The sequence below is a fragment of the Streptomyces sp. 17_S59 genome, assembly GCF_056930295.1.
Window position 1 is genome coordinate 1,176,059 of record NZ_JBXOWD010000001.1, and the last position, 23,583, is coordinate 1,199,641.

Genomic DNA, 23,583 nt, shown 5'->3' on the forward strand with positions numbered 1-23,583 from the left:
ATTGGCCAAAGGTGGTGCCAAAGGTGCCAAAGGCCGAGTCTAAGGGGCGCGTGCGGTCCGATGAGCCCGTGGGCGGCGCTTCAGCCCTGCGTGAGGAAGGCCGGGGCGCCCACGGGCAGGGTAAATCGGAACTGGGCGCCGCCCCTGGCGGCCCGCCCCACCGTGATCGTCCCGCCGTGGGCCTCGACGATGCCCTTGACGATGTACAGGCCCAGGCCCGTGCCGCCGCGCTTGCTGCCCCGCCAGAAGCGGGTGAAGACGCGCGCCATCGACTCCTCGGGGATGCCGGGGCCCTCATCGCTCACGGTGACCGCCGTCCCCTCCGTCCTGGCCTTCATCAGTGCTGGTGTCACCTCCATGGTGACCCGTCCCTCGCCGTGGCGCACCGCGTTTTCCAGCAGGTTGCCCAGCACCTGGTCGATCTTGTCCGGATCCGCCCAGAGCGGCGGCAGCGGCTCGGTGACCTTGACCTCGAACCGGTCGGGCCGCAGCCCGGCCCGGGTGTAGGTCTCGATGTGGCGGCGGACGGCGGCGACCATGTCGACGGGCTGCCGGCGCACCTCCAGCCGCCCGGAGTCGATGCGGGAGATGTCCAGCAGCTCGGCGATCAGCCGGGTCACCCGGTCGGCGTCGGCGTCGACGGTCTCCAGCATCAGCCGCTTCTGGTCGTCGGTGAACCGCTCCCACTTGGCCAGCAGCGTGGCCGTGAAGCCCTTGACGGAGGTCAGCGGCGAGCGCAGCTCGTGGGCCACGGTGGCGATCAGCTCGGCGTGGCTGCGCTCGGTGCGGCGGCGCGCCTCGGTGCCGCGCAGCTGGACCACGAGCCGCACCACGGGCCCGTTGGGCCGCTCGCGGACGTACCGGGCGGAGACCAGCACCTGGCGGCCGCCGGGCAGGAGCAGATTGCGCTCCGGCTGGCCGGTGCGGGTGGCGAGGCCGCCGTACGGGTCCGTGAGGGCCCACCAGCGGCGGCCGTCCAGGTCCTCCAGCGGCAGGGCGCTCTCCAGGGGCCGGCCGAGGGCGTCACCGGGGCGCACTCCGGTGATCCGGGCGGCGGCGGCGTTGAAGCAGGTCACGCGGCCCGTGGCGTCGGCGACGACCAGGCCGTCCGGCAGGTCGTCGGGGTGCAGCCCCGGCCCGAGGGAAGCGGACGGACAGATTCCGGGCACGCTTCCGGCCGTTCCGGCCTTCATCACCCGCACCCCCTCCCGAGCCCCCGGAGCGCCACCCTACTAGCTGGAGGTCACGGAGCGGCACCCTCCGGACGCGCGCTGCGCACGGGCGGAGGCGTAGAGGCACACCGCGGCGGCCGTGGCGAGGTTGAGGCTCTCGGCCTTGCCGTGGATCGGGACGCGCACCACGCCGTCGGCGAGCGCCCGGGTCTCCTCCGGCAGGCCCCAGGCCTCGTTGCCGAAGACCCAGGCGGTGGGGCCGCCCATGGTGCCGTGGTCCAGCTCTCCGTCCAGGTCCCGGTCGCCCGCGCCGTCGGCGGCCAGGACGCGCACCCCGGCGGCGCGCAGGCCGCTCACCGCCTGCTCGACGGGGACGCCCACGGCGACCGGCAGGTGGAAGAGGGAGCCCACGGAGGCCCGTACCGACTTGGGGTTGTAGAGGTCCACCGAGGCGTCGGTGAGCAGCACGGCGTCGGCGCCCGCAGCGTCCGCGCAGCGCAGCACCGTGCCGGCGTTGCCGGGGTCGCGCACGTGCGCCAGGACGGCGACCAGCTTGGGGCGGGCGGCCAGGATCTCCTCGAAGGGCGAGTCCAGGAAGCGGCAGACGCCCACCAGGCCCTGCGGGGTCACGGTCTGCGAGAGATCGGCGATCACGTCGTCGGCGGCCAGGTGGAAGCGCACTCCCGCGGCGCGGGCGGCCCCGACGATCTCGGCGTGCCGCTCGGCGGCCTCGACGGTCGCGAACAGCTCGACCAGGGTCGGCTCGCCGCCGCTGCGGTGCTCCACGGCCTCCCGCACGGCCTGCGGGCCCTCGGCGATGAACCTGCGCTCCTTGACCCGGAAACTGCGCTTGGCCAGCCGCCGGGCGGCGACGACGCGGGGGGAGCGCGGGGAGATCAGCTCGGGGGTGCCCATGGGCGGCGGCTCACTTCACTGGGAGGGGCGGCACGGCCTCGCGGCCGGGGTGCGACGGGGGACGAACGGCAGCGGACCCGCAGGCCGCGAGGGCCTGCGGGTCCGCTCATGCCGTCAAGGGCGCCGGATCAGGCGGCGGCCTTCGGGGCGTTGACGTCGGCCGGCAGCGCCTTCTGGGCCGCCTCGACGAGCGCGGCGAACGCGTTCATGTCGTTGACCGCCAGCTCGGCCAGCATCTTGCGGTCCACCTCGATGTTGGCGGCCTTCAGACCCTGGATGAGGCGGTTGTAGGTCATGCCGTTCTGGCGGGCAGCGGCGTTGATGCGCTGGATCCACAGCTGACGGAAGTCGCCCTTGCGCTTCTTGCGGTCGTTGTAGTTGTAGACCAGGGAGTGGGTGACCTGCTCCTTGGCCTTGCGGTACAGACGCGACCGCTGGCCGCGGTAGCCGCTGGCCTGCTCGAGGATCGCCCGGCGCTTCTTGTGCGCATTGACTGCGCGCTTGACGCGTGCCACTTGTTAACTCCTTGTAGCGGGGTCGTGGTGGGTTCTCACACGACCCGGAAACGATTGGGTCCCGGTGTCCGACGCGCACCCCGCGGTGACGGGGTGCCTGGCGTCACTTGCCGAGAAGCTTCTTGATCTTCGCGGCGTCGCCCGGGGCCATCTCGGCGTTGCCGGTGAGGCGACGCGTCAGCTTGGACGACTTGTGCTCGAGCAGGTGGCGCTTGCCGGCGCGCTCGCGCATGACCTTGCCGGAGCCAGTGATCTTGAAGCGCTTGCTGGCACCGCTGTGCGTCTTGTTCTTCGGCATCGCGCCGTATCTCCTCGTCGGTGGCGCTCCCACCCGGTTTCCGGGCACACTGGAGCGTCAGCTGTGTTCGATTGCTGTCCGGGACGGCTGCCCCGGAGTGAGCGCGGGGCACGGGGCCCCGGGATCACGCCTCTGCGGGCTCCTCGGCGGCCGCGGTGGACCCGCCCTGGCGCTCGGCCTTGCGGGCGGCCTGCGCCTCGCGGGCTTCGGCCATCGCCTCGGTCTTCTTCTTGTGCGGACCGAGGACCATGATCATGTTGCGGCCGTCCTGCTTGGGGTTCGACTCGACGAAACCCAGCTCCTGGACGTCTTCCGCCAGCCGCTGCAGCAGTCGGTAGCCCAGCTCGGGCCGGGACTGCTCGCGACCACGGAACATGATCGTGATCTTGACCTTGTCGCCCTGCTTGAGGAACCGGACGACGTGACCCTTCTTGGTGTCGTAGTCGTGCGGGTCGATCTTCGGCCGGAGCTTCATCTCCTTGATGACCGTGTGCGCCTGGTTCTTGCGCGCCTCACGGGCCTTCATGGCCGACTCGTACTTGAACTTCCCGTAGTCCATGAGCTTGCAGACCGGCGGGCGTGCGTTCGCCGCCACCTCGACCAGGTCGAGGTCGTACTCCTGCGCAAGCTCCAGGGCCTTGGCAAGCGGCACGATGCCGACCTGCTCGCCACTGGGACCGACAAGTCGCACCTCGGGGACGCGGATCCGGTCGTTGATGCGGGGCTCGGCGCTGATGGGGCCTCCTCGGTAGCACCACGCGGCACCCTCGCGGGCGGCCACGTAACGTCTTTTCGTAAGACCAACCGCGCCGACGCACGAAAAATGCCCCGACGGGACACAGGCGGGGCTCCAGATACCGGAACACCGCCACGGCGAACCGCGGGGCGCATCGGGTGGTTCCATCGTCCGTACGGAACGATGGCGACCACCTGACCGGAGACCTGCCGACCCGTGGTCGGCGAGGTGGGAGAGCGGAGCTCCACTTGTGGGCCGGGCACAGAGCACCCAGCCGGTCGTTCCACAACCCTAGCAGCTGTGGAGCATGCGTGCTAACCGGTGGCGAACCGATCCTGCAGCGGGTCGTATCGTGTCCGCCATGAGCGACGCGACCCCCAGCAGCAACGGCAACGCCGACACCACCGGCAGCGCCGGGAACGACACCCCCGACTTCGACACCCTGACCCGCGACATCGCGGACGTCCCGGCGGTCGAGGTGATCACCACGGTCGCGGTGCACCTGATGAGTGCGGCGGCGGTCAACCTCGGCCTGGCCGAGGACGGCGAGCAGCACAAGGACCTGGACGAGGCCCGGAAGCTGATCACGGCCCTGGCGGGCCTGGTCACCGCGGGCGCCACGGAGATCAGCAACTTCCACGCGGCGCCGCTGCGCGACGGTCTGAAGTCGCTCCAGCTGGCCTTCCGCGAGGCGTCCGTGGTGCCGGACGAGCCGGGCCAGGGGCCGGGCGAGAAGTTCACCGGCCCCGTCTTCGGCTGAGCCCCCGTCCCCCGCTGAGACGCCGAGACGGACGCCCGCGCCCACCGGCCACGACGGCCGGTGGGCGCGGGTGTTCCCCGCCGGGCCGTCTCAGTCGTCGTCGGCGCGGCCGCCGAAGTGCGGGCGCTCCGCCCGGCGCACCCCCGGGCCCGCCAGCGGCTCGGGCGACGCCAGCTCGTCCGCCGACACCGCGGCGCTGTGCAGCGGGTGGGTCACCCGGTGCGCGAAGGCGGCCAGCGCGGCGCCGATCAGCGGGGCGATGATGAACAGCCACAGCTGGGACATCGCCGCGCCGCCCGCGAAGAGGGCCGGGCCGATGCTCCGGGCCGGGTTGACCGAGGTGCCGGTCAGGGGGACGCCCACGATGTGCACCACGGCGAGCGCCAGGCCGACGGCCAGGCCGTCGAAGCCGACGACGGCCACCCGGTGGGTCACCGCGAGGTACACGAAGACCAGCAGGAACGTCAGCACGATCTCGGCGAGGAACGCGCCGCCCGTGTTGAGGTGCACGGGCGAGCGCTCGGCGAAGCCGTTGGTGCCGAAGGCGCCGTGGGTCTTGATCCCCGGCACCTGCTTGGCCACCAGGAAGAGGATCGCGGCGCCGACGATCGCGCCGAGCAGCTGCGCGATCCAGTACTCGATGGCCGTGATCAGCGGGATGCGGCGCTCCACCAGCAGGCCGAACGTCACCGCCGGATTGACGTGGCAGCCCGACACGGGCCCCAGGCCGTACGCGAGGGCCAGAAGAGTGAAGCCGAAGGCCAGCGCGATGCCGAGGACGCCGATGTAGTCGGCGGCGAGGACCACGGAGCCCACGGCGAAGAACACCAGCAGCAGGGTGCCCAGGAATTCGGCCGCGATGGCCCTGGTCTTCGCCGGGTCCAGGTGGCCCAGGTCCAGCTTCACGTTCTTCAGGGCGTCCATGGCGACCTCCTGAGGATCTCGCGGACCGTCCTCATCGCATTGTCGGACGACCTTCCCCGGGGCGCCTGTCGAGGCCCGGCGGCGCGGCTACCGGCTGAAGAGGCTCTCGCCCGGCACGCTCGCCCCCGCGGGCAGCAGCGCGAGGTCCAGGCCGCGCACCAGCCGGGCCCGCAGCACCTCGTCGGCGGCCAGCCCCTCGGCGACGCGGCGCACCACCTCGGGCGCCTGCGCGCCGGCGGCCAGGACGAGGGCCAGGGTGCCGTCCGCCTCGGCGGAGGGGGTGAGGTGGGCCCGCAGCACGCCGGGCTCCGCCGCCAGCACCGTGCGCAGGGCCTCGGCGACGGCCGGGTCGGCCAGCGGGTCGGCGCTGTCGCGCCCCTCGGCCAGGGCGAGCAGCGCCGGGCCGGTCAGCGGGTAGGTCACCGGGCCGGCCAGGTCCACGACGATCGTGTCGGCCTTCTCGTGTGCGGCCGCCTGGAGCACCTGGTGCAGCGGCACGGCCACCGGCCGGGCGTCCGCGCGCCAGCGGGCCAGCGTCTCGACCGAGGTGAAGGCGGGCAGCGCCCGGCGCCCGTCCGGCGCCTGGAGCGTCGGCACGGCCATGTCGCTGGTCTTCTCGCGCTTGAGCCCGTCGGGCCCGGTCTCCACCTCGCCCAGCACGGCCACCACGGGTACCAGCAGCCGTGCGCCCGGCAGCGCGGCGAGCACGCGCCCCTCGGCGGACGGATCGGCGGCCCAGGCGGCGAGCGCCTCGGCGAGCGCGGGGTCCGCGGAGCCGTTGTCGTCAGCGAAGCCGGGGTCTGGGATGTTCTTGAGCGCCACGGGTCGAGCGTATCGGGCGGCCACGGCCCTCCGGCCAGGGGGTTCGCCCCGGGACCGGCGCCTCCGGCAGGTCGGGCGAAGTTCACTGCGGTTCGGCAGCGTCCCGAAGGGGCGCGGGGAACTGCGCGACCGGCCACGACGGCGCCGCGGTCGACCGACGACCCGGCACGGCACGGCACGGCACGGCACTTACAGCGGAGCGCTCAGCGCGGGAAAGGCCCCGGTGGGGGGAAGCCCCCCACCGCCGCGGTCCGGCGCCGCCGGGTGCCGCCGCGCCACAGCGCCGCCGCCACCGCGAGCAGCAGCACCCCCGCCCCGCCCGCGGCCAGTGCCGGGGCCCCGGGGCCGCCGCCCCTGCCGTCCGTGGGGGCGGGGCGGGGCCCGGAGCCGAAGTAGCGCGGCGGGCGGTCCGCGGTCCCGCGGGCGCGCAGGCCGCCGCGGGCCGCAGCCTCCACCGCCGCCGCGGCGTCCACCGTGCCCGCCCCCAGCTCGTCGCTGCGCCCGCCCTCGGGCACGTCCTGCGCCGTGCCGGTCAGCACCTCGCGGACCTGCGCGGGGCTCATGCGCGGGGCCGCCGACCGGATGAGCGCCACGACGCCGGAGACGAACGCGGACGCCGCGCTCGTGCCCCAGCCCTCGTAGTAGCGGCGGTCGGGGTCGGCGATCACCACGTCGACGCCGGGCGCGCTGACGGCCGCGTACCAGCGGCGGGTGGAGAAGGAGGCCCGGGTGCCGTAGCGGTCGATCGCGGTCACCGCGATCACGCCCGGGTAGGCGGCGGGGTAGGAGACGTGGTCGCCGTGCTCGCCGCCGTTGCCGGCCGAGGCGACGACCACGGCGCCCTTGCTCAGCGCGTACTGCACGGCCGCGTCCTCGCGCGGCTCCGGGTGGGCGGTGTCGCTGTCGTCGCCGAGGGACAGGTTGATCACGTCGGCGCCGTGGTCGGCCGCCCAGCGGATGCCGTCGGCGAGGGCGCCGCCGCGCGCTCCGCGGGCCTTGGGCCGGGCGGGGTCGCTGTCCTCGAGGATGACCCGGACCGGCAGGATCCTGGCCTCGGGCGCGATGCCCACGACCCCGTCGGCGTCGTCCTGGCCGTGTCCCCGCCCGGCGACGATGCCCGCCATGGCGGTGCCGTGCCGGGCCCAGGAGCGGTCCCCCGGGCCGGCCCCGAAGCCGATCATGTCCTTGCCGGGGAGCACCCGCCCCCGCAGGTCGGGGTGGCCCTCGTCGACCCCGGTGTCCAGCACGGCGACGGTGACGCCGGCCCCTCTGGCCGTCCGCCAGGCGTCCTGGGCGTGCAGGGTCTCCAGCGCCCACTCCTGCGCCCGTATCGCGTCGGCGCGGGCGGGCGCCGTGGCGAGCAGGGTGAGGGCGACGGTGGCGGAGAGGGTGCCGAGGGCGCGTCCGCGCACCGCCCGGGCATCCCGCGCGGTCACCGGCCGGCTCCCGGCGCCGTCCTGCGGGCGGCCTCCCGGTAGCCGCGCTCCACGCGGTCGGCGAGCGCCGTCGCGTCGTGGCCGAGGCCTGCCTGGGCCGGGGCCGTCGTCGCGCCCGGGGCGACCGCCTGGCCGGCCGGCTGCGGCGGGGTGCCGGTGCGGGCGTCCGCGAATCCGGTGACGGAGTAGACGACCGCGGGGACATCGGTGGGGACGCTGATGTGCCAGCTCACCCGCTGGGCGTCGCCGAAGCGGTCGGCGACGGTGCCCCGGGGGGCGTACGGGCGGGGCATCAGGTCGGGGCGCTCGTCGAGGTGTTCGTCGGCGAAGCGCTTGCGCAGCGCGCGCATGCCGCCCGGGCCGGCTTCGGTGACGACCAGGCCGACGGTGGTGACGCTGGTCGAGGTGGCGTCCGTGTAGGTGGCGCGCAGCAGGCGCCGGCAGCCGACCGGGGCCAGGGCCTTGGCCAGCAGCGGGTCGAAGGCGTCGGTGCAGCCGCCGTCGGGGGCGACGCCGATCCGGGTCCAGTCGCGCTCCGCGCCGCCGGGGCCGGCCGCGTCGCCGTGCACGGCGACCGGGAACAGCTCGTCGACGGGTACGTTCTGCCAGAGGCCGGCCCCGCGCTCGTAGGCCGCCTCCGCCGTCGTCCGGTCGCGCGGGCCGTCGGCGGCCCAACTCCCGGCGACGGCCCCGGCTATGAGGCCCAGCCCGAGGACGAGGCAGACGGCGGCCGCGGCGGCGGCGCGGCGCGGGCGGACCCGCGGGGCCGGGACGGCGGGCGGCGTCAGCGGCATCGGGGGAACGCGGAAGCGGGCGACGGGCGGTGGCATGGCATCCGTTTCGGTGCTCACCCTGCGCTCCCCTCGCGAGCCGGCCCGCGATGCCGTCGTATCGCTCTGTAATGCCGCAGATTGCCGTATTCGGACATCCCGTCACGCCCTCGGGGGCGCAGCGTGCGCGCCACTCTACGGGGCACGGAGCGGCGGGTGCCATTCGCCCGTGCCCGACCCCTACCCAGGGGAATCCCGCTCTGGCAGGCTGCCCGCCATGTCGTCCGACCGACTGCGCTACGACCGGGCCACCGACCGTCTCGACGCTCCGCTGGCGGTGGTCGACCTGGCGGCTTTCGACGCCAACGCCGCCGATCTGGTGCGCCGGGCGCGGGGGAAGCCCGTGCGGGTGGCGAGCAAGTCCGTGCGCTGCCGGGCCCTGCTGGAGCGGGTGCTGGCGCGGGAGGGGTTTGCGGGGGTGATGGGCCACACGCTGGCCGAGTCGCTGTGGCTGGCCCGTTCCGGAGTGGAGGACGTGCTGCTGGCCTATCCCTCGGCCGACCGGTCGGGCCTCGCGGAGCTGACGTCCGACGCCAAGCTGGCCCGGGCGGTCACGCTGACCGTGGACGACCCCGCGCAGCTGGCGGCCGTGGACGCGGCGCGCGCCGGGCGCGAAGAGGTGCGGGTCTGCCTGGAGTTGGACACCTCGCTGCGGCTGCTCGGCGGCCGGGTGCGGATCGGGGCGCTGCGGTCCCCCCTGAGCGAGCCGGAGCAACTGGCCGAGCTGGCAAGGACCATCGACCGCCGCCCGGGCTTCCGGCTGGTGGGGCTGATGGCCTACGAGGCGCACGTGGCGGGCGTGGGCGATGCGGTGCCCGGCCGTCCGCTGCGGTCCGGGGCGGTCCGGTTCGTGCAGGCCGTCGCGCGGCGGCAGCTGGCGCCCCTGCGGGCCGAGGCCGTGCGGGCGGTACGGGCGGTGGCGGAGCTGGAGTTCGTCAACGGCGGCGGCACGGGCAGCGTCGAGCGGACCGCGGCCGACCCGGTGGTGACGGAGGTGGCCGCCGGGTCGGGGCTGTACGTGCCGCGGCTCTTCGACGGCTTCCGCTCGTTCCACGGCCGCCCCGCCGCCCTGTTCGCACTGCCGGTGGTGCGCCGCCCGGGCGTGGGAGTGGTGACGGTCCTGGGCGGCGGCTATCCCGCCTCGGGCGTGCCGGGCCCGGACCGGCTGCCGGTGCCGTACCTCCCGGCCGGGCTGCGGTTCGCCCCGCAGGAGGGGGCGGGCGAGGTGCAGACGCCGCTGCTGGGCCCGGCCGCGGACGACCTGCTGATCGGGGACAAGGTGTGGTTCCGGCACGCGAAGGCCGGGGAGCTGTGCGAGCGCTTCGCGGTCCTGCACCTCGTCGACGGCGACCGGGTGGTGGAGACGGTGCCCACGTACCGGGGCGAGGGCCACACGTTCCTGTGAGCCCCGCCCCGGGCCGCCGGGTTGCTGCCGGCTTTCGTCAGAACGCCGTGTCGAGCTGGTCCGGGATCACGCTCCCGTCGGCGCGCCGCACCGGCACGTGGGAGCCGTCCGGTGCGGTGGCGCCCGTCGTCGAGCACGGGTACGCGCCGGACTTGCGCGGCATCGGGTCGATGAACATCGGGTTGGCCACCCAGCGGCCGTCCGCGTTGTCGTAGGCGCGGCACATCAGCTCGGACTTGTTGCGGTTGACGGCGATGTGCGCACCGGTCGCGTCGCCCACGAACGTCACGTCGGTGTCGGCGTCGCCCGCGCCGAGCGCGATGCGGTGGGCGGGGTCCTGCTGCTTCCAGGCGGCGGCGCCCTTGATCTTGAAGATCTCCTGGTTGATCATGCAGCGCTTGCCGTCCATGTACGGCAGGGCGTCGCCGCGGCCGGTCTCGACCCCGCCGCAGCCCTTGAGGGCCGTGGTGAGGCGGCCGTGCTCGGTGATGTTGCGGATGCCGATGGTGTGCTTCGCGTCGAGGCCGACACCGCTGGACCAGGCCTCGGCGATCGGCTCGGAGGAGGCGGAGACGATGTAGACGTCGAAGCCGGCCGCCTTGAGCGTGCGGATGAGGTCCTTCTGCTGGTCGTAGTAGCGGATGTAGCCGGCGATGGTGTGGGTGCCGGCCTTCTGCGTCGCGCCGACCGGCGCGGCGAGCTGCTCGGCGCGCGCCTTGCGGGCGAAGGAGGTGAGCGCGGCGGGGGTGTGGCCGGCGAACAGCTGCGGTATCCAGCCGTACGCGGGCACGGTGCGCCGGTGGTCCCAGTCCCCGGCGAAGGCCGCCTCGCCCGCCATGGTCTGCGACTTCTCCCGGATCTCGAAGATCTCGTCGGCGCAGGCGGTGTTCTTCGAGGTGGGCAGCGGGCGGCCGACGGGCACGGCGGTGCCGCAGGCCTTGGTGAGGGCCTTGTCGGCGGCCGGGGTCAGCCAGGCGCTGGTGTCGCTCCAGTGCGCGGGCCGCAGGATCTTGTCGTGCTGGAGGGCCCAGGCGAGCGTGGCGTCGGTGATGTCGTTCTTGACGACGGTGTTGTCCCAGTCGAAGGCGGCGACCGGGCGCGGGCCGCCCTTGCCGGAGCAGGTGCCGCGCTCGTCGATCATCTTCTGCAGCCTGGCGCGGTTGTCGCCGGACCACGTGAGGTTCTTGTCGAGCTGGGGGCAGTTCGGCCGGGGCCCGGCGGAGCGGGCGGGGGCCGCCGTGGCGGGTATCGCCGTGGCGAGGGCCGCGGCGGCAGCGAGGCCGACGACGATGGCGGACTTGGTGCGCATGAGCTCTCTTTGGTGCGTGGGGGAACGGCTGGACACGCACCGGGGCCGGGCCGGGCCGGTTCGTACCGTCCCGGCCCGGCCCCGGTACTTGATCATGGACCCTACAGCGGGGCGGACCCTACAGCGGCGTCACATAGGCGCCCGCGATGCCTCCGTCCACGAGGAACTCGGCCGCGTTCACGAAGGACGAGTCGTCGCTGGCGAGGAAGGCCACGGCGGCCGCGATCTCCTCGGGCTCGGCGAACCGGCCGACGGGGACGTGCACCAGCCGCCGCGCGGCCCGCTCCGGGTCCTTGGCGAACAGCTCCTTCAGCAGGGGGGTGTTCACCGGCCCCGGGCACAGGGCGTTGACGCGGATGCCCTCGCGGGCGAACTGCACGCCCAGCTCGCGGGACATGGCCAGCACGCCGCCCTTGGAGGCGGTGTAGCTGATCTGCGAGGTGGCGGCGCCCATCACCGCGACGAAGGAGGCGGTGTTGATGATGGAGCCCCTGCCCTGGCGCTGCATGTACGGCAGCGCGGCCTTGCAGCACAGGTAGACGGAAGTGAGGTTGACCTCCTGGACGCGCTTCCAGGCGTCGAGCCCGGTGGTGAGGATGGAGTCGTCGTCGGGCGGGGAGATGCCGGCGTTGTTGAAGGCGACGTCGACGGAGCCGTAGGTGTCGTACGCGGTCCTGAAGAGCGCCTCGACCTCCTCGGGGCTGGTGACGTCGACCTTGACGAACAGCCCGCCGACCTCGTCCGCGGCGGCCTTGCCCGCCTTCTCGTCGATGTCCGCGCAGACGACGTGCGCGCCCTCGGACGCGAGCCGCCGGGCGGTGGCCAGGCCGATGCCGCTGCCGGCTCCGGTGACGACGGCCGTGCGGCCGGTGAGGCGGCGGCAGACGGGGGTCTGGTCGGTCACTTGCCCTCCTCGAGGGGGTCGATGGCGATGAAGACGTTCTTGGTCTCGGTGAAGGCGGCGAGCGCGCCGGGGCCCAGCTCCCGGCCGAGGCCGGACTGCTTGAAGCCGCCGAAGGGCGTCCAGTAGCGGACGCTGCTGTGGGAGTTGACGGAGAGGTTGCCCGCCGCGACGGCCCGGGAGACGCGCAGCGCGCGGGAGACGTCCCGGGTCCAGACCGAGCCGGACAGGCCGTAGTCGGTGGCGTTGGCGAGCCGGACCGCCTCGGCCTCGTCCTCGAAGGGGAGGACGACGGCGACCGGGCCGAAGACCTCCGCGGTGGCGACCCGGTCGTCCGGGGCGGCCTCGAGCACGGTGGCCGGGTACCAGAAGCCCTTGCCGGACGGGACCTCGCCGCGGACGGCCGCCGGGGCGGACTCGGGGACGAACGACCGTACGCGCTCCCGGTGCGCGGCGGAGATCAGCGGGCCCATCTGCGTCGCGGGGTCGGTGGGGTCGCCGACGACGAAGGACTTCACGGCGGGCTCCAGCAGCTCCATGAAGCGGTCGTAGACGCTGCGCTGGACGAGGATGCGGCTGCGGGCGCAGCAGTCCTGGCCGGTGTTGTCGAGGAAGGAGCCGGGCGCGGCGGCCGCGGCGCGCTCGACGTCGGCGTCCGCGAAGACGATGTTGGGGCTCTTGCCGCCGAGTTCGAGGGTCACCCGCTTCACGCCCGCCGCGCACGTGGCCATGATCTGCCGGCCGACCGCGGTGGAGCCGGTGAAGACGACCTTGGCGACGCCGGGGTGCTCGACGAGGGCGGCCCCGGCCACCGGTCCGGCCCCGGGCAGGACCTGGAACAGCCCCTCGGGCAGCCCGGCCGCCAGGGCCAGTTCGGCCAGCCGCAGGGCGGTCAGCGGGGTGGTCTCGGCGGGCTTGAGGAGGACGGCGTTGCCCGCGGCGAGCGCCGGGGCGAAGCCCCAGGCGGCGACGGGCATCGGGAAGTTCCACGGGGCGATGACGGCGACGACGCCGAGCGGCTCGTGGAAGGTGACGTCCAGCCCGCCCGCGACGGGGATCTGGGCGCCGCTCAGCCGCTCGGTCCCCCCGGCCGCGTAGTCCAGCAGGTCGCGGACGTTGCCCGCCTCCCAGCGGGCGTTCGCGACGGGGTGGCCCGCCTCGCGGACCTCCAGCAGGGCCAGTTCCTCCAGGTGTTCGTCGACGGCGGCGGCGAAGCGCCGCAGCTGCCGGGCGCGGTCGCCGGGGGCCAGGGCCGCCCAGGCGGGCTGGGCCCGCGCCGCGCGCGCGACGGCGGCGGCGACGTCCTGCCCGGTGGCGGCGGGGACGGTGGCGACGAGCTCCTCGGTCGCCGGATTGACGATGTCGTGCGACTCCTGCGTGTCCTGCACCGTACGGGTCCTCACATGCGCTCGAAGGAGCGGAAGCGCTCCCAGTCCGTGACGGCGGTGTCGTAGGCCTCCTGCTCGACACGCGCCATGTTCAGGTAGTGCTCGACGACCTCGTCGCCGAAGGCGGCCCTGGCTATGGGGCTGGCCTCCCACAGGGCGGCGGCCTCGCGCAGGGTGGCCGGGACGTGCGCGGCGTCGCCGCGGTAGGCGTTGCCGGTGCAGACCTCCGGCAGCTCCAGCTCGTGCTCGACGCCGTACAGCCCGGCGGCGACCATGCCCGCGACGGCCAGGTAGGGGTTGACGTCGCCGCCGGGCAGCCGGTTCTCGAAGCGGTGGGAGTGGCCGTGGCCGACCACGCGCAGGGCGCAGGTGCGGTTGTCGGGGCCCCAGGCGACGGCGGTGGGGGCGAAGGAGCCGGGGCGGAAGCGCTTGTAGGAGTTGATGTTCGGCGCGTACAGCAGGGTGAAGTCGCGCAGGGCGGCCAGCTGTCCGGCCAGGAAGTGCCGCATGGTCGCCGACATGCCGTACGGGCCGCTGTCGTCGGCGAGCACGGGACGGCCCGCCTCGTCGCGCAACGAGAGGTGGATGTGGCAGGAGTTGCCCTCGCGCTCGTCGTACTTGGCCATGAAGGTGAGCGCCATGCCCTCCTGGGCGGCGATCTCCTTGGCGCCGGTCTTGTAGACGGCGTGCTGGTCGCAGGTGGCGAGCGCCTCGTCGTAGCGGAAGGCGATCTCGTGCTGGCCGAGGTTGCACTCCCCCTTCGCGGACTCGACGGTCATGCCGGCCGCGCCCATCTCGTTGCGGATGCGGCGCAGCAGGGGCTCGACACGGCCGGTGCCGAGGACGGAGTAGTCGCAGTTGTACTGGTTGGCGGGGGTCATGCCGCGGTAGCCGCGGCTCCAGGCCTCCTCGTAGGTGTCCTTGAAGACCATGAACTCCAGCTCGGTGCCGACGCAGGCACTCCAGCCGCGCTCGGCCAGCCGGTCCAGCTGGCGGCGCAGGATCTGGCGCGGGGAGGCGAGGACAGGCGAGCCGTCGTGCCAGGCGAGGTCGGCGGTGAGCAGGGCGGTGCCGGGGTTCCAGGGGGTGCGGCGCAGGGTGGTGAGGTCGCCGCGCATGGCGAAGTCGCCGTAGCCGCGCTCCCAGGACGACATGGCGTAGCCGTCCACGGTGTTCATCTCGGCGTCCACGGCGAGGAGGTAGTTGCAGCCCTCGGTGCCGTGCTCGAGGACGTCGTCGAGGAAGAACCGGGCGGCGAACCGCTTTCCCTGGAGCCGCCCTTGCATGTCCGTGAAGGCGAGGACGACGGTGTCGATCTCCCCGGAGTCCACGAGCCTGCGCAGCTCGTCGACCGTGAGCGGGGGCGTGCGGTCTGCCACGGTGGGCCTCCTGTCGGTGCGACCGGAGGTCATAAGGTAGGCCCGTAGACCATTGATTGGGAAGGGGGTCCGATGAACGAGCGCGGGGAGGACCGGCTGGCGACCGTGCTGCGGCCGGTCCGCGCGGGCAACGGCTTCGAGGAGGCCCTGGAGCAGATACTCCGGGTCGTGCGGCTGGGCCTGGTCGGGCACGGCGAACGGCTGCCTTCCGAACGGGAGTTGGCGGATCGTCTGCACATCAGCCGGGTGACACTGCGCGAGGTGCTGAAGGTGCTGCACGACCAGGGGCTGGTGGAGAGCCGCCGCGGGCGCTACGGCGGTACGTTCGTGCTGGCCCCGGCGAGGGCGGGCGAGGACGAGCTGCGCCGCCGGGTGGCCGCGATCGACGTGGAGGACGCGCTGCGCTTCCGCGAGGTGCTGGAGGTGGGCGCGGCCGGGCTGTGCGCCGCGCATGGGCTCTCCGGCGACCGGGCCGCACGGCTGCGGGCCGCGCTGGCCGCGACGCACGACGCCCCGCTGGCCGACTACCGGCGCCTGGACACCATGCTCCACCTGACACTGGCCGAACTCTCCGGCTCCCCCTCGCTTGCCGCGCAGTACGCTGCGGTCCGCGCCACCGTCAACGAACTGCTGGACTGCATCCCCCTGCTGGTGCGCAACCTGGAGCACTCCCAGCGGCAGCACACCGCGCTGGTGGAGGCGGTCCTGGACGGGAACGCGGAAGCGGCCCGCGAGGTGATGCGCGAGCACTGCTGCGGCACGGCGGCGCTGCTGCGGGGGTTTCTGACGTAAGCGGCGGGGCCCGGCTCCGTAACCCCGGTTTAACGCAGGGGGGTTGCGCTACGGCCGTCGGCACCACAAAGGTATGGCGCAAAACCTTTGCTTGGCATCCCCCTTCAGGAGCGCTCATGGCCGAACGCACGGACGTCCCCGGCGCACCGCCCGCCGACGCCGCCTCCGGATATCTGGAGAAGCGCACCCTGCGCCGGGGCAGCGCGGGGCCCCTCCTGCTCACCGGCCTGGGCGTGGCCTATGTCGTCTCCGGCGACTACTCCGGCTGGAACTTCGGCCTCCAGCACGGTGGTTTCGGCGGCCTCGCCGTCGCCGCCGTGCTCATGGGGCTGATGTACACGTGCATGGTCTTCGCCCTCGCCGAACTCGCCGCCGTCCTCCCCACCGCGGGCGGCGGCTACGGCTTCGCGCGGCGCGCGCTGGGCCCCTGGGGCGGCTTCCTCACCGGCACGGCGATCCTCATCGAGTACGTCCTCGCGCCCGCCGCGATCTCCCTCTTCATCGGCGACTACGTCGAATCGCTGCACCTGTTCGGGCTGACCTCCGGCTGGCCCGTGTACCTGGCCTGCTTCGCCGTCTTCATCGGCATCCACCTGTGGGGCGTCGGCGAGGCCCTGCGCTTCAGCTTCGTGGTGACCGGGATCGCGGTCGCGGCCCTGATCGTCTTCGCGGTGGGCGCCTTCACGGACTTCGACACCGCGCGGCTCGACGACATCCCCGCCGACCCGGGCGCCTTCGGGTCCTCCTCCTGGCTGCCGTTCGGGCTGCTCGGCATCTGGGCGGCCTTCCCCTTCGGCATGTGGTTCTTCCTCGGGGTCGAGGGCGTGCCCCTCGCGGCCGAGGAGACCAGGGACCCGGCGCGCACCCTGCCCAGGGCCATGGCCACCTCCATGGGCATCCTGCTGCTCCTGGCCCTGTTGACCTTTCTCGCCGCGACCGGCGCGGGCGGCGCCGACGCCGTGAAGGACGCGGGCAATCCGCTGGTCGCCGCCCTGGAGGCGGGCGGGCACGAGCACGCCCTCGCCCGGATCGTCAACTACGCAGGGCTGGCAGGCCTGGTGGCCTCCTTCTTCTCCCTGATCTACGCCGGCTCGCGCCAGCTCTTCGCCCTCTCCCGGGCCGGCTACCTCCCCCGCTTCCTCTCCCTCACCAGCCGCCGCAAGGCCCCCTGGCTGGGGCTGGTGGTGCCCGGCGCGCTCGGCTTCACACTGGCCGCGGCGAGCGGGGACGGCGCGCGGATGCTCAACGTCGCGGTCTTCGGCGCCACCATCTCGTACGCCCTGATGTCCCTCTCCCACATCGTGCTGCGCCGCCGCGAGCCGGACCTCGCCCGCCCCTACCGCACGCCGGGCGGCACGGCGACATCGGCGGTGGCCTTCGTGCTCGCCTGCTCCGCGCTGGTGGCCACGTTCCTGGTGGACGTGACGGCCGCCTTCATCGCGCTGGGCGTGTACGCCGTCGCCGCGGCCTACTTCGCCCTCTACAGCAGGCACCGGCTGGTGGCGAGCGCGCCGGAGGAGGAGTTCGCCGCGCTGGCGGCGGCGGAAGCGGAACTGACCCGAGAATGACGCTGGGAAAGGACACGACATTGGAGCACCAGCACCAGCACCAGCACCAGCACCAGCACCGATCACCGCTCATCGGCGTCACCACCTATGCCTGCCGGGCCCGTTGGGGGGTGGCGTGGGACCTCCCCGCGGCCCTGCTGCCGGCCGCCTACCCGGCCCAGGTCCAGCGGGCCGGCGGCCTGGCGGTGATGCTGCCGCCGGACGCCCCTTCGGCTGCCCCCGCCGTGCTCTCCCGCCTGGACGGCCTGGTCCTCGCGGGCGGCGAGGACCTGGACCCGTCCCTCTACGGCGCCCGCCCCCATCCGCGCGGCGGCGCCCCCGTGCCGGAACGCGACCGCTGGGAACTGGCCCTGCTGGCCGCGGCACTGGACCGCGGTGTGCCGGTGCTCGGCATCTGCCGGGGCATGCAGCTCATGAACGTCCACGCGGGCGGCACGCTCTGCCAGCACCTCCCGGACGAGGTGGGCCACGAGGGCCACAACCCGGTGGTGGGCGCGTTCACCGACCACGTGGTCAAGCCGGTGCCGGACACGCTGACGGCCGGGCTGCTGCCCGGGGGCCCGGTGGACGTGGCCACCCACCACCACCAGTCGGTGGACCGCCTGGGCGAGGGCCTGGTCGCCTCGGCCTTTGCGGAGGACGGCGTCGTCGAGGCCCTGGAGTACGGGGACGGGCGCTTCGCACTGGGGGTGCAGTGGCATCCGGAGGCGCGGGGGGATGTGCGGCTGATGGAGGGGCTGGTGCGGGCTGCTGCGCAGGGCGGCTGAGGAGGTTCGGCACCGTCGATCCGACCGGCGGTGCCGGAACCGCCGTCACCACTCGTACGTATCCGACTCCCCGTCGCCGCGGCGGCGCCGGCGCCGCCGCGTCAGCAGGTACGTCGCCACCGACGCCAGCACCGCCGTCAACGCCGCCGTCCCCGCGATGACCGCCGCCAGCGCCCCGGGGCCGATGGTCGTGTCGTCGTCGTCCGCGTCCTCGTCCGGAGCCGTCTCGCTCGTCCGGTCGATCGCGTCGTCGTAGCTCCTCGGGCTGTCGCAGAAGTCGCGGTTGCCGGGGTCCATTTCGGCGACGACCGTCAGCTCGGCGGTGTCCACCGGGTCCTTCATGCCGCCTTCCTTGAGCTGGACGGCGTAGGTGCCGGGCTGGATGTCGCAGAGGACCACGCCCGCGGCCTTGGTGTAGAGGACGCCGTCCTTGCCCTCCCGGAACCGTTTCTTCTTCAGCGTCAGCTTCTTGGCGAAGGCAGGCGACTCCACGGTGAGAAGGCCGTCGTGCTCGTCGAGTGCCTCCTGACTGGTCGTCACGGTGAAGGCGGCCTCGCGGCCGCGCTGCGTGGGCGCGAGGCTCGATATCGACGACTCGGAGTCCGAGGAGTTCGAGGAGTCCGAGTCGTCGGAATCCGCCGAGGCATTGACGGTGGCGGACAGGACGAGGGCCGCCGAGGCGAGGGCCACCAGGGCCGTCCGGGCACGATTCATGCAGGTGAGCTTAGCCGTGACGGCCCGTCGGGGGCCGGTCAGGCCGCGGCGCCGCCCTCCTGCTCGACCTCGACCTGCTGGTTCCACTCGCGCTTGGACGCCTGCCAGCCGTCCTCGTCGTGGCCCCGGCGCCAGTAGCCGGAGATCGACAGGCGCTCGCGCGGCACCTCGCGCTCCATGCGCAGATGGCGGCGCAGCTCCTTCACGAACCCGGCCTCGCCGTGCACGAAGGCGTGCACGTCGCCCTCGGGGAAGTCGAGCGAGCGGACCGCCTCGACCAGGGCCTCGCCGACCGGCCGGCCGCCGCGGTGCAGCCAGGTCACCTCGACCCCGGCGGGCAGCTCCAGCTTCTGCTCCTCGCCCTCGTCGGCCACCTCGACGAAGGCCCGCACGACCGAGCCCTCCGGGATCCGCTCGAGGGAGGCGGCGATCGCGGGCAGCGCGCTCTCGTCACCGGCCAGCAGGTGCCAGCCGGCGGCCGGGTCCGGGGCGTAGGCGCCGCCGGGGCCCAGGAAGAGCACCTCCTGGCCCGGCTGCACCCGCGCCGCCCAGGGGCCGGCCAGGCCCTCGTCGCCGTGGACGACGAAGTCAATGGCCAGCTCGCGCGCCGCGCGGTCGAAGGAGCGCACCGTGTACGTGCGCGTACGCGGCCACTGGTCGCGCGGCAGGTTCTCGCGGACGGCCTCCATGTCGAAGGGCTCCGGGTAGGCCACGCCGGGCACCGGGAAGAGCAGCTTGACGTAGTGGTCGGTGTACTCGCCGGCGCCGAGGTCCGCGAGGCCCTCGCCGCCGAGGACGACGCGCACCATGTGCGGCGAGAGCCGCTCGGTGCGGACCACATGGGCCCGGTTGACCTGGCGCTTCTTCCGTACGGGGCGCTCTGCCATGACTGTCTCCCCTGATCCCCTGATAAAAGTTAGGTCTGCCTAACCTAACAGGTCACCGTTCGAGAGTGGACAGCAATCGCTGAAGGGATCCGCCCAGTCCCCAGCGCGCCGCCAGCGCGTCCAGCGCCTCCGGGTCGCGCGGCGCGGACGGCAGGGCCGCGTCGAAGGGCGCCAGGGGCACGTCCGAGGCGACCCGCACCACCTTGGGCGCCACCGCCAGATACGGGCGGGCCTCGGCCAGCCGCTTGCGCTGCGCCGGGCTCAGCTTCGCCGCCGGGTCGTCGACGGCGGCCAGGATCCCGGCCAGGTCGCCGAAGGCGGCCAGCAGCTTGGCCGCCGTCTTCTCGCCGATGCCGGGCACGCCCGGCAGCCCGTCGCTGGGGTCGCCGCGCAGCAGGGCCAGATCCGCGTAGCCGGGCCCGTCCACGCCGTACTTCTCCCGCAGCACCGCCTCGTCGACCGCCTGGAGCGTGCCCACGCCCTTGACCGGGTACAGCACGCGCACCCCGCGCCGGTCGTCGACCAGCTGGTACAGGTCGCGGTCGCCCGTGACGATGTCCACCGGGCCGGCCGCCCGTGCGGCCAGGGTGCCGATCACGTCGTCCGCCTCGTACCCGACCGCGCCGACCCGGGCGATGCCGATCGCGTCCAGCACCGACTCGATCACCGGGACCTGGGGGGAGAGCGTGTCCGGGGTCTCTTCCCCTGGCTTCGCCGGGGAGGCCCCTACCTCATCGGGTGCGCCCTCGATCTCCTCGGCCACGCGGTGCGCCTTGTACGAGGGGATCAGCTCCACCCGCCACTGCGGGCGCCAGTCGAAGTCCATGCAGGCGACCAGGTCGTCGGGCTCGTGGTCCTGGACCAGGCGGGCGATGAAGTCCAGCAGGCCGCGCACGGCGTTCACGGGCGTGCCGTCCGGGGCCTTCACCGATTCCGGCACCCCGAAGTAGGCGCGGAAGTACAGCGAGGCTGTGTCGAGGAGCATCAGGCGTCGGGTCACGGCTCGATCATGCCGCACCCCACTGACAGCGCACCCCGCCGACATGTGAACTGGATCACTGTTCCGTTTGCCCCGAATGACCTGGGGCAGGCGCGGTGCCGGAGTGGCTCCGCCCGCGGGGGAGCGGAGCCGTGCTGAGTTCGACCCGAGAGGTTTATGTGTCCAGGCTCAAGGCCGACCACCTGTACAAGGTGTTCGGCAGACGACCCGAAGCCGCCGTCCGGCGACTCGCCGACGGCGCCGGCCGCGACGAGCTGCGCGCCGAAGGCACCACCGCAGCCGTCATCGACGCGTCGTTCGAGGTCGAGGCCGGCCAGATCTTCGTGGTGATGGGCCTCTCCGGGTCCGGCAAGTCCACGCTGCTGCGCATGCTCAACGGCCTGCTGGAGCCCACCTCCGGACGCGTGCTCTACGACGGGCGGGACCTGACCGCCCTGTCCCCGCGCGAACTCCGCGACGTGCGCTCGCGCAACATCAGCATGGTCTTCCAGCACTTCGCCCTGTTCCCGCACCGCAGCGTGCTCGAGAACGCCGCCTACGGACTGGAGGTGCGCGGCGTCCCCCGGCAGGAGCGCGAGGAGCGGGCCGCAGAGGCCCTCGAACTCGCGGGCCTCAAGGGCTGGGAGTCCTCCTGGCCCGACGAGCTGTCCGGCGGCATGCAGCAGCGCGTGGGCCTCGCCCGCGCGCTCGCCACCGACGCCGACCTGCTGCTGATGGACGAGTCCTTCAGCGCACTCGACCCCCTGATCCGCCGCGACATGCAGGACCAGCTGCTGGACCTGCAGAAGCGGCTGAAGAAGACCATCGTGTTCATCACCCACGACCTCAACGAGGCCATGCGCCTCGGCGACCGCATCGCCGTCATGCGCGACGGCCGGATCGTCCAGAACGGCACCGCCGAGGACATCCTGGTGCGGCCCGCCAACGACTACGTCGCCTCCTTCATCCAGGACGTCGACCGCTCCCGGGTGCTCACCGCCGGCTCGATCATGGACAAGTCGGCCGGTGCCGTCCCGGACGGCGCCGTGACCGTCGCCGCCGCCACGCCCGTCGCCGAGCTGTTCGCCCCCCTGTCCCGCGGCGGCGCGCCCGTCACCGTCGCCGACGAGCACGGCGAGCCGGCCGGCGTCGTCACCTCCGGCCGGCTGCTGGCCGCGCTGGGCGAGCAGCCGCAGGTGCCCGCCCCGCTTGCCGCGGCCCCCGAGGAGGAGGTGACCGCCCGTGCCTAGGATCAAGCTCGGCAGCTGGGCCGAGAGCGCGGTGCACTGGCTCCAGTCCCACCTCTCCTGGCTCTTCGACGCCGTCAACACCGTCCTGACCGGCATGTACGACGGCGTGAACGCGGTGCTCGGCGCGCCGGACGCGCTGCTCATGGCGGGCATCCTCGCCGTCGTCGCCTGGTGGCTGCGCGGCCTGCTCGCCGCCGTCCTCGCCTTCGCGGGACTCGCGCTCGTCGACTCCTTCGGCCTGTGGGACAAGGCCATGGAGACCCTGTCGCTGGTGCTCGTCGCCAGTGTCATCACCCTGCTGATGGCGGTGCCGCTGGGCATCTGGGCCGCCCGCGACCGGCGGGTGAGCCGGGTGCTGCGGCCCGTCCTGGACGTCATGCAGACGATGCCCGCCTTCGTCTACCTCATCCCGGGCGTGATGTTCTTCTCCATCGGGCCCATCCCCGGCCTGATCGCCACCATCGTGTTCTCGATGCCGCCCGGCGTGCGGATGACCGAGCTGGGCATCCGCCAGGTCGACGGCGAACTGGTCGAAGCGGCCCGGGCGTTCGGCACGGCGCCGCGCGACATCCTCACCCGGGTCCAGCTGCCGCTGGCGCTGCCCACCATCATGGCGGGCGTCAACCAGGTCATCATGCTGGCGCTGTCCATGGTAGTCATCGCCGGCATGGCCGGGGCCGGCGGCCTCGGCGAGTCCGTGTACGCGGCCGTCACCCAGGTGAACATCGGCGGCGGCGTGGAGAGCGGCCTGGCCGTCGTCGTCCTCGCCATGTACCTGGACCGCATGACCGGCGCGCTCGGCAAGCAGGTCTCCCCGCTGGGCCGCCGCGCCGCCGCCAAGTCGGCCGCCGCCGCGCGCGGTGTCGCGCCGAAGGTCCTCAACTACCGGCCGGGCACGGCCGTCGCCACCGTGGGCGTCGTCGTCCTCGCGCTCGTCGCGGGCGGCATGAACGTCGCGGGGGGCGGCGGCGACCGGCAGAGCGTGGCCGCGGGCAAGAACGTCGGCCACGGCAAGCGCATCCAGCTGGGCTACTTCCCCTGGGACGAGGCCGTCGCCTCCACCTACCTGTGGCAGAACATCCTGGAGGACCGCGGCTACAAGCCGGAGGTCAAGCAGCTCGACCCCGGCCCCCTGTACACCGCGCTGGCGCAGGGCCAGATGGACGTCCAGTTCGACTCCTGGCTGCCCACGACGCACCAGCAGTACATGGAGCGCTACGGTGACAAGCTCACCGACCTCGGCACCTGGTACGGCCCCACCTCCCTGGAGCTGACCGTGCCCGCCTACGTCAAGGGCATCGACTCCCTGGCCGACCTCAAGGGCAAGTCCGCGATGTTCGGCGGGAGGATCGTCGGCATCGAGTCCAGTGCCGGCATGATGGCCAAGCTCAACGACAAGGTCCTCAAGGAGTACGGCCTGGACGGCGAGTACAAGGTCGTCTCGTCCTCCACCTCCACGATGCTCGCCGAGCTGGACCGGGCGATCAGCCGCAAGGAGCCCGTCGTCACCACCCTCTGGTCGCCGCACTGGGCCTACGGCAAGTACGAGCTGAAGAAGCTCAAGGACCCCAAGGGCGCCTGGGGCGAGGGCGAGCAGATCCACGCCGTCGGCAAGAAGGACTTCGCCAAGGACTTCCCTGAGGTCGCGGACTGGGTGAAGAGCTTCAAGATGTCGGAGAAGGACCTCTCCTCGCTCGAAGCCGGGATCCAGAACGGCGGCAAGGGCAAGGAGAAGGAGTCCGCCCGCCGCTGGCTCGACGCCCACCCGGGCCTCGCCGACAAGCTGGCGCCCGTCACGGCCTGACGAACAGCCGTGCGCACGGCGTACGGTGGGGC

Annotated in this window: 23 protein-coding genes; 7 read left to right on the top strand and 16 right to left on the bottom strand. The window is 73.4% G+C overall.

Annotation, left to right across the window (positions count from 1 at the left end; genetic code table 11):
* Window positions 1–80 precede the first annotated feature (80 nt).
* From AC1Z4A_RS04985 to infC, 5 genes are all read right to left on the bottom strand, one after another.
* The gene (locus AC1Z4A_RS04985; RefSeq protein WP_483676601.1) at window positions 81–1,193 is read right to left on the bottom strand and encodes a sensor histidine kinase; all 1,113 of its coding nucleotides are present in this window, start codon (window positions 1,191–1,193) and stop codon (window positions 81–83) included.
* Window positions 1,194–1,232: 39 nt separating this feature from the next.
* Complete coding sequence (locus AC1Z4A_RS04990) at window positions 1,233–2,087, bottom strand: TrmH family RNA methyltransferase (RefSeq protein ID WP_483676602.1); 855 nt, start codon at window positions 2,085–2,087, stop codon at window positions 1,233–1,235.
* Between the two features lie 128 nt (window positions 2,088–2,215).
* A complete protein-coding gene (rplT, locus tag AC1Z4A_RS04995; RefSeq protein ID WP_126913400.1) occupies window positions 2,216–2,602 on the bottom strand; it encodes a 50S ribosomal protein L20 in 387 nt (128 codons plus the stop codon).
* A gap of 103 nt (window positions 2,603–2,705) precedes the next feature.
* Complete coding sequence (gene rpmI, locus AC1Z4A_RS05000; RefSeq protein ID WP_399930694.1) at window positions 2,706–2,900, bottom strand: 50S ribosomal protein L35; 195 nt, start codon at window positions 2,898–2,900, stop codon at window positions 2,706–2,708.
* Window positions 2,901–3,024: 124 nt separating this feature from the next.
* Window positions 3,025–3,681 (bottom strand): translation initiation factor IF-3, encoded by a 657-nt coding sequence (infC, locus tag AC1Z4A_RS05005; protein ID WP_483676603.1) that lies wholly within the window; start codon window positions 3,679–3,681, stop codon window positions 3,025–3,027.
* 316 nt (window positions 3,682–3,997) lie between these two features.
* On the opposite strand from infC, the gene AC1Z4A_RS05010 reads away from it, so the two are divergent.
* Window positions 3,998–4,396, top strand: a complete 399-nt coding sequence (locus tag AC1Z4A_RS05010; RefSeq protein WP_483676604.1) for a DUF1844 domain-containing protein — start codon at window positions 3,998–4,000, stop codon at window positions 4,394–4,396.
* A 90-nt stretch (window positions 4,397–4,486) separates the two neighbouring features.
* On the opposite strand, the gene AC1Z4A_RS05015 is transcribed toward AC1Z4A_RS05010, so the two are convergent.
* The 4 genes from AC1Z4A_RS05015 to AC1Z4A_RS05030 form a co-directional block, all read right to left on the bottom strand.
* Window positions 4,487–5,320 (bottom strand): MIP family channel protein, encoded by an 834-nt coding sequence (locus tag AC1Z4A_RS05015; protein WP_483676605.1) that lies wholly within the window; start codon window positions 5,318–5,320, stop codon window positions 4,487–4,489.
* Window positions 5,321–5,407: 87 nt separating this feature from the next.
* Window positions 5,408–6,142: an SseB family protein gene (locus tag AC1Z4A_RS05020; protein WP_483676606.1), complete on the bottom strand. Its 735-nt coding sequence runs from the start codon at window positions 6,140–6,142 to the stop codon at window positions 5,408–5,410.
* Window positions 6,143–6,345: 203 nt separating this feature from the next.
* Complete coding sequence (gene mycP / locus AC1Z4A_RS05025; protein WP_483676607.1) at window positions 6,346–7,578, bottom strand: type VII secretion-associated serine protease mycosin; 1,233 nt, start codon at window positions 7,576–7,578, stop codon at window positions 6,346–6,348.
* Window positions 7,575–8,372 (bottom strand): hypothetical protein, encoded by a 798-nt coding sequence (locus AC1Z4A_RS05030; protein ID WP_483683505.1) that lies wholly within the window; start codon window positions 8,370–8,372, stop codon window positions 7,575–7,577. The genes mycP and AC1Z4A_RS05030 overlap by 4 nt, the downstream gene beginning before the upstream one ends.
* Before the next feature lie 253 nt (window positions 8,373–8,625).
* On the opposite strand from AC1Z4A_RS05030, the gene AC1Z4A_RS05035 reads away from it, so the two are divergent.
* Window positions 8,626–9,813 (top strand): amino acid deaminase/aldolase, encoded by a 1,188-nt coding sequence (locus tag AC1Z4A_RS05035; protein ID WP_483676608.1) that lies wholly within the window; start codon window positions 8,626–8,628, stop codon window positions 9,811–9,813.
* A 37-nt stretch (window positions 9,814–9,850) separates the two neighbouring features.
* Here AC1Z4A_RS05035 and AC1Z4A_RS05040 read toward each other — a convergent pair whose 3' ends face one another.
* The 4 genes from AC1Z4A_RS05040 to AC1Z4A_RS05055 form a co-directional block, all read right to left on the bottom strand.
* Entirely contained in the window at window positions 9,851–11,122 is a 1,272-nt protein-coding gene (locus tag AC1Z4A_RS05040) for an HAD family hydrolase (RefSeq protein WP_483676609.1), read from the bottom strand.
* Window positions 11,123–11,240: 118 nt separating this feature from the next.
* Window positions 11,241–12,026: a 3-oxoacyl-ACP reductase gene (locus tag AC1Z4A_RS05045; RefSeq protein WP_483676610.1), complete on the bottom strand. Its 786-nt coding sequence runs from the start codon at window positions 12,024–12,026 to the stop codon at window positions 11,241–11,243.
* Entirely contained in the window at window positions 12,023–13,411 is a 1,389-nt protein-coding gene (locus AC1Z4A_RS05050) for an aldehyde dehydrogenase family protein (protein ID WP_483676611.1), read from the bottom strand. The genes AC1Z4A_RS05045 and AC1Z4A_RS05050 overlap by 4 nt, the downstream gene beginning before the upstream one ends.
* A gap of 11 nt (window positions 13,412–13,422) precedes the next feature.
* Window positions 13,423–14,790, bottom strand: coding sequence for a glutamine synthetase family protein (locus tag AC1Z4A_RS05055; protein WP_483676612.1), 1,368 nt, complete (start codon window positions 14,788–14,790; stop codon window positions 13,423–13,425).
* A gap of 72 nt (window positions 14,791–14,862) precedes the next feature.
* Here AC1Z4A_RS05055 and AC1Z4A_RS05060 point away from each other — a divergent pair, with 72 nt between their 5' ends.
* The 3 genes from AC1Z4A_RS05060 to AC1Z4A_RS05070 all read left to right on the top strand — a co-directional run bounded on the left by AC1Z4A_RS05060 (window position 14,863) and on the right by AC1Z4A_RS05070 (window position 17,917).
* A complete protein-coding gene (locus AC1Z4A_RS05060) occupies window positions 14,863–15,582 on the top strand; it encodes a FadR/GntR family transcriptional regulator (RefSeq protein ID WP_483676613.1) in 720 nt (239 codons plus the stop codon).
* 116 nt (window positions 15,583–15,698) lie between these two features.
* A complete protein-coding gene (eat, locus tag AC1Z4A_RS05065) occupies window positions 15,699–17,150 on the top strand; it encodes an ethanolamine permease (protein WP_483676614.1) in 1,452 nt (483 codons plus the stop codon).
* The gene (locus AC1Z4A_RS05070; RefSeq protein ID WP_483676615.1) at window positions 17,147–17,917 is read left to right on the top strand and encodes a gamma-glutamyl-gamma-aminobutyrate hydrolase family protein; all 771 of its coding nucleotides are present in this window, start codon (window positions 17,147–17,149) and stop codon (window positions 17,915–17,917) included. Before eat ends, AC1Z4A_RS05070 begins: the two co-directional genes overlap by 4 nt.
* A 45-nt stretch (window positions 17,918–17,962) precedes the next feature.
* Here the strand turns inward: AC1Z4A_RS05070 and AC1Z4A_RS05075 are convergent, their stop codons facing one another.
* The 3 genes from AC1Z4A_RS05075 to AC1Z4A_RS05085 are packed head-to-tail and all read right to left on the bottom strand — an operon-like array spanning window position 17,963 to window position 20,503.
* Complete coding sequence (locus tag AC1Z4A_RS05075) at window positions 17,963–18,631, bottom strand: hypothetical protein (protein ID WP_483676616.1); 669 nt, start codon at window positions 18,629–18,631, stop codon at window positions 17,963–17,965.
* A 38-nt stretch (window positions 18,632–18,669) separates the two neighbouring features.
* Complete coding sequence (locus tag AC1Z4A_RS05080; RefSeq protein ID WP_483676617.1) at window positions 18,670–19,518, bottom strand: siderophore-interacting protein; 849 nt, start codon at window positions 19,516–19,518, stop codon at window positions 18,670–18,672.
* Between the two features lie 52 nt (window positions 19,519–19,570).
* Window positions 19,571–20,503 carry a 5'-3' exonuclease gene (locus AC1Z4A_RS05085; RefSeq protein WP_483683506.1) on the bottom strand — a complete coding sequence of 311 codons (933 nt, stop codon included), beginning with the start codon at window positions 20,501–20,503 and terminating at the stop codon, window positions 19,571–19,573.
* A gap of 173 nt (window positions 20,504–20,676) precedes the next feature.
* On the opposite strand from AC1Z4A_RS05085, the gene AC1Z4A_RS05090 reads away from it, so the two are divergent.
* Window positions 20,677–21,747, top strand: coding sequence for a quaternary amine ABC transporter ATP-binding protein (locus AC1Z4A_RS05090; RefSeq protein ID WP_483676618.1), 1,071 nt, complete (start codon window positions 20,677–20,679; stop codon window positions 21,745–21,747).
* Window positions 21,740–23,551, top strand: coding sequence for an ABC transporter permease/substrate binding protein (locus AC1Z4A_RS05095; protein WP_483676619.1), 1,812 nt, complete (start codon window positions 21,740–21,742; stop codon window positions 23,549–23,551). Before AC1Z4A_RS05090 ends, AC1Z4A_RS05095 begins: the two co-directional genes overlap by 8 nt.
* The last annotated feature ends 32 nt before the right edge of the window (window positions 23,552–23,583 follow it).

Coding starts and splice junctions, on each gene's coding strand:
- AC1Z4A_RS04985 (WP_483676601.1), bottom strand. CDS start 1,193: ATGAAGGCCGGAACGGCCGGAAGCGTGCCCGGAATCTGTCCGTCCGCT.
- AC1Z4A_RS04990 (WP_483676602.1), bottom strand. CDS start 2,087: ATGGGCACCCCCGAGCTGATCTCCCCGCGCTCCCCCCGCGTCGTCGCC.
- rpmI (WP_399930694.1), bottom strand. CDS start 2,900: ATGCCGAAGAACAAGACGCACAGCGGTGCCAGCAAGCGCTTCAAGATC.
- AC1Z4A_RS05010 (WP_483676604.1), top strand. CDS start 3,998: ATGAGCGACGCGACCCCCAGCAGCAACGGCAACGCCGACACCACCGGC.
- AC1Z4A_RS05015 (WP_483676605.1), bottom strand. CDS start 5,320: ATGGACGCCCTGAAGAACGTGAAGCTGGACCTGGGCCACCTGGACCCG.
- AC1Z4A_RS05030 (WP_483683505.1), bottom strand. CDS start 8,372: ATGCCGCTGACGCCGCCCGCCGTCCCGGCCCCGCGGGTCCGCCCGCGC.
- AC1Z4A_RS05035 (WP_483676608.1), top strand. CDS start 8,626: ATGTCGTCCGACCGACTGCGCTACGACCGGGCCACCGACCGTCTCGAC.
- AC1Z4A_RS05040 (WP_483676609.1), bottom strand. CDS start 11,122: ATGCGCACCAAGTCCGCCATCGTCGTCGGCCTCGCTGCCGCCGCGGCC.
- AC1Z4A_RS05060 (WP_483676613.1), top strand. CDS start 14,863: ATGAACGAGCGCGGGGAGGACCGGCTGGCGACCGTGCTGCGGCCGGTC.
- eat (WP_483676614.1), top strand. CDS start 15,699: ATGGCCGAACGCACGGACGTCCCCGGCGCACCGCCCGCCGACGCCGCC.
- AC1Z4A_RS05070 (WP_483676615.1), top strand. CDS start 17,147: ATGACGCTGGGAAAGGACACGACATTGGAGCACCAGCACCAGCACCAG.
- AC1Z4A_RS05075 (WP_483676616.1), bottom strand. CDS start 18,631: ATGAATCGTGCCCGGACGGCCCTGGTGGCCCTCGCCTCGGCGGCCCTC.
- AC1Z4A_RS05080 (WP_483676617.1), bottom strand. CDS start 19,518: ATGGCAGAGCGCCCCGTACGGAAGAAGCGCCAGGTCAACCGGGCCCAT.
- AC1Z4A_RS05085 (WP_483683506.1), bottom strand. CDS start 20,503: ATGCTCCTCGACACAGCCTCGCTGTACTTCCGCGCCTACTTCGGGGTG.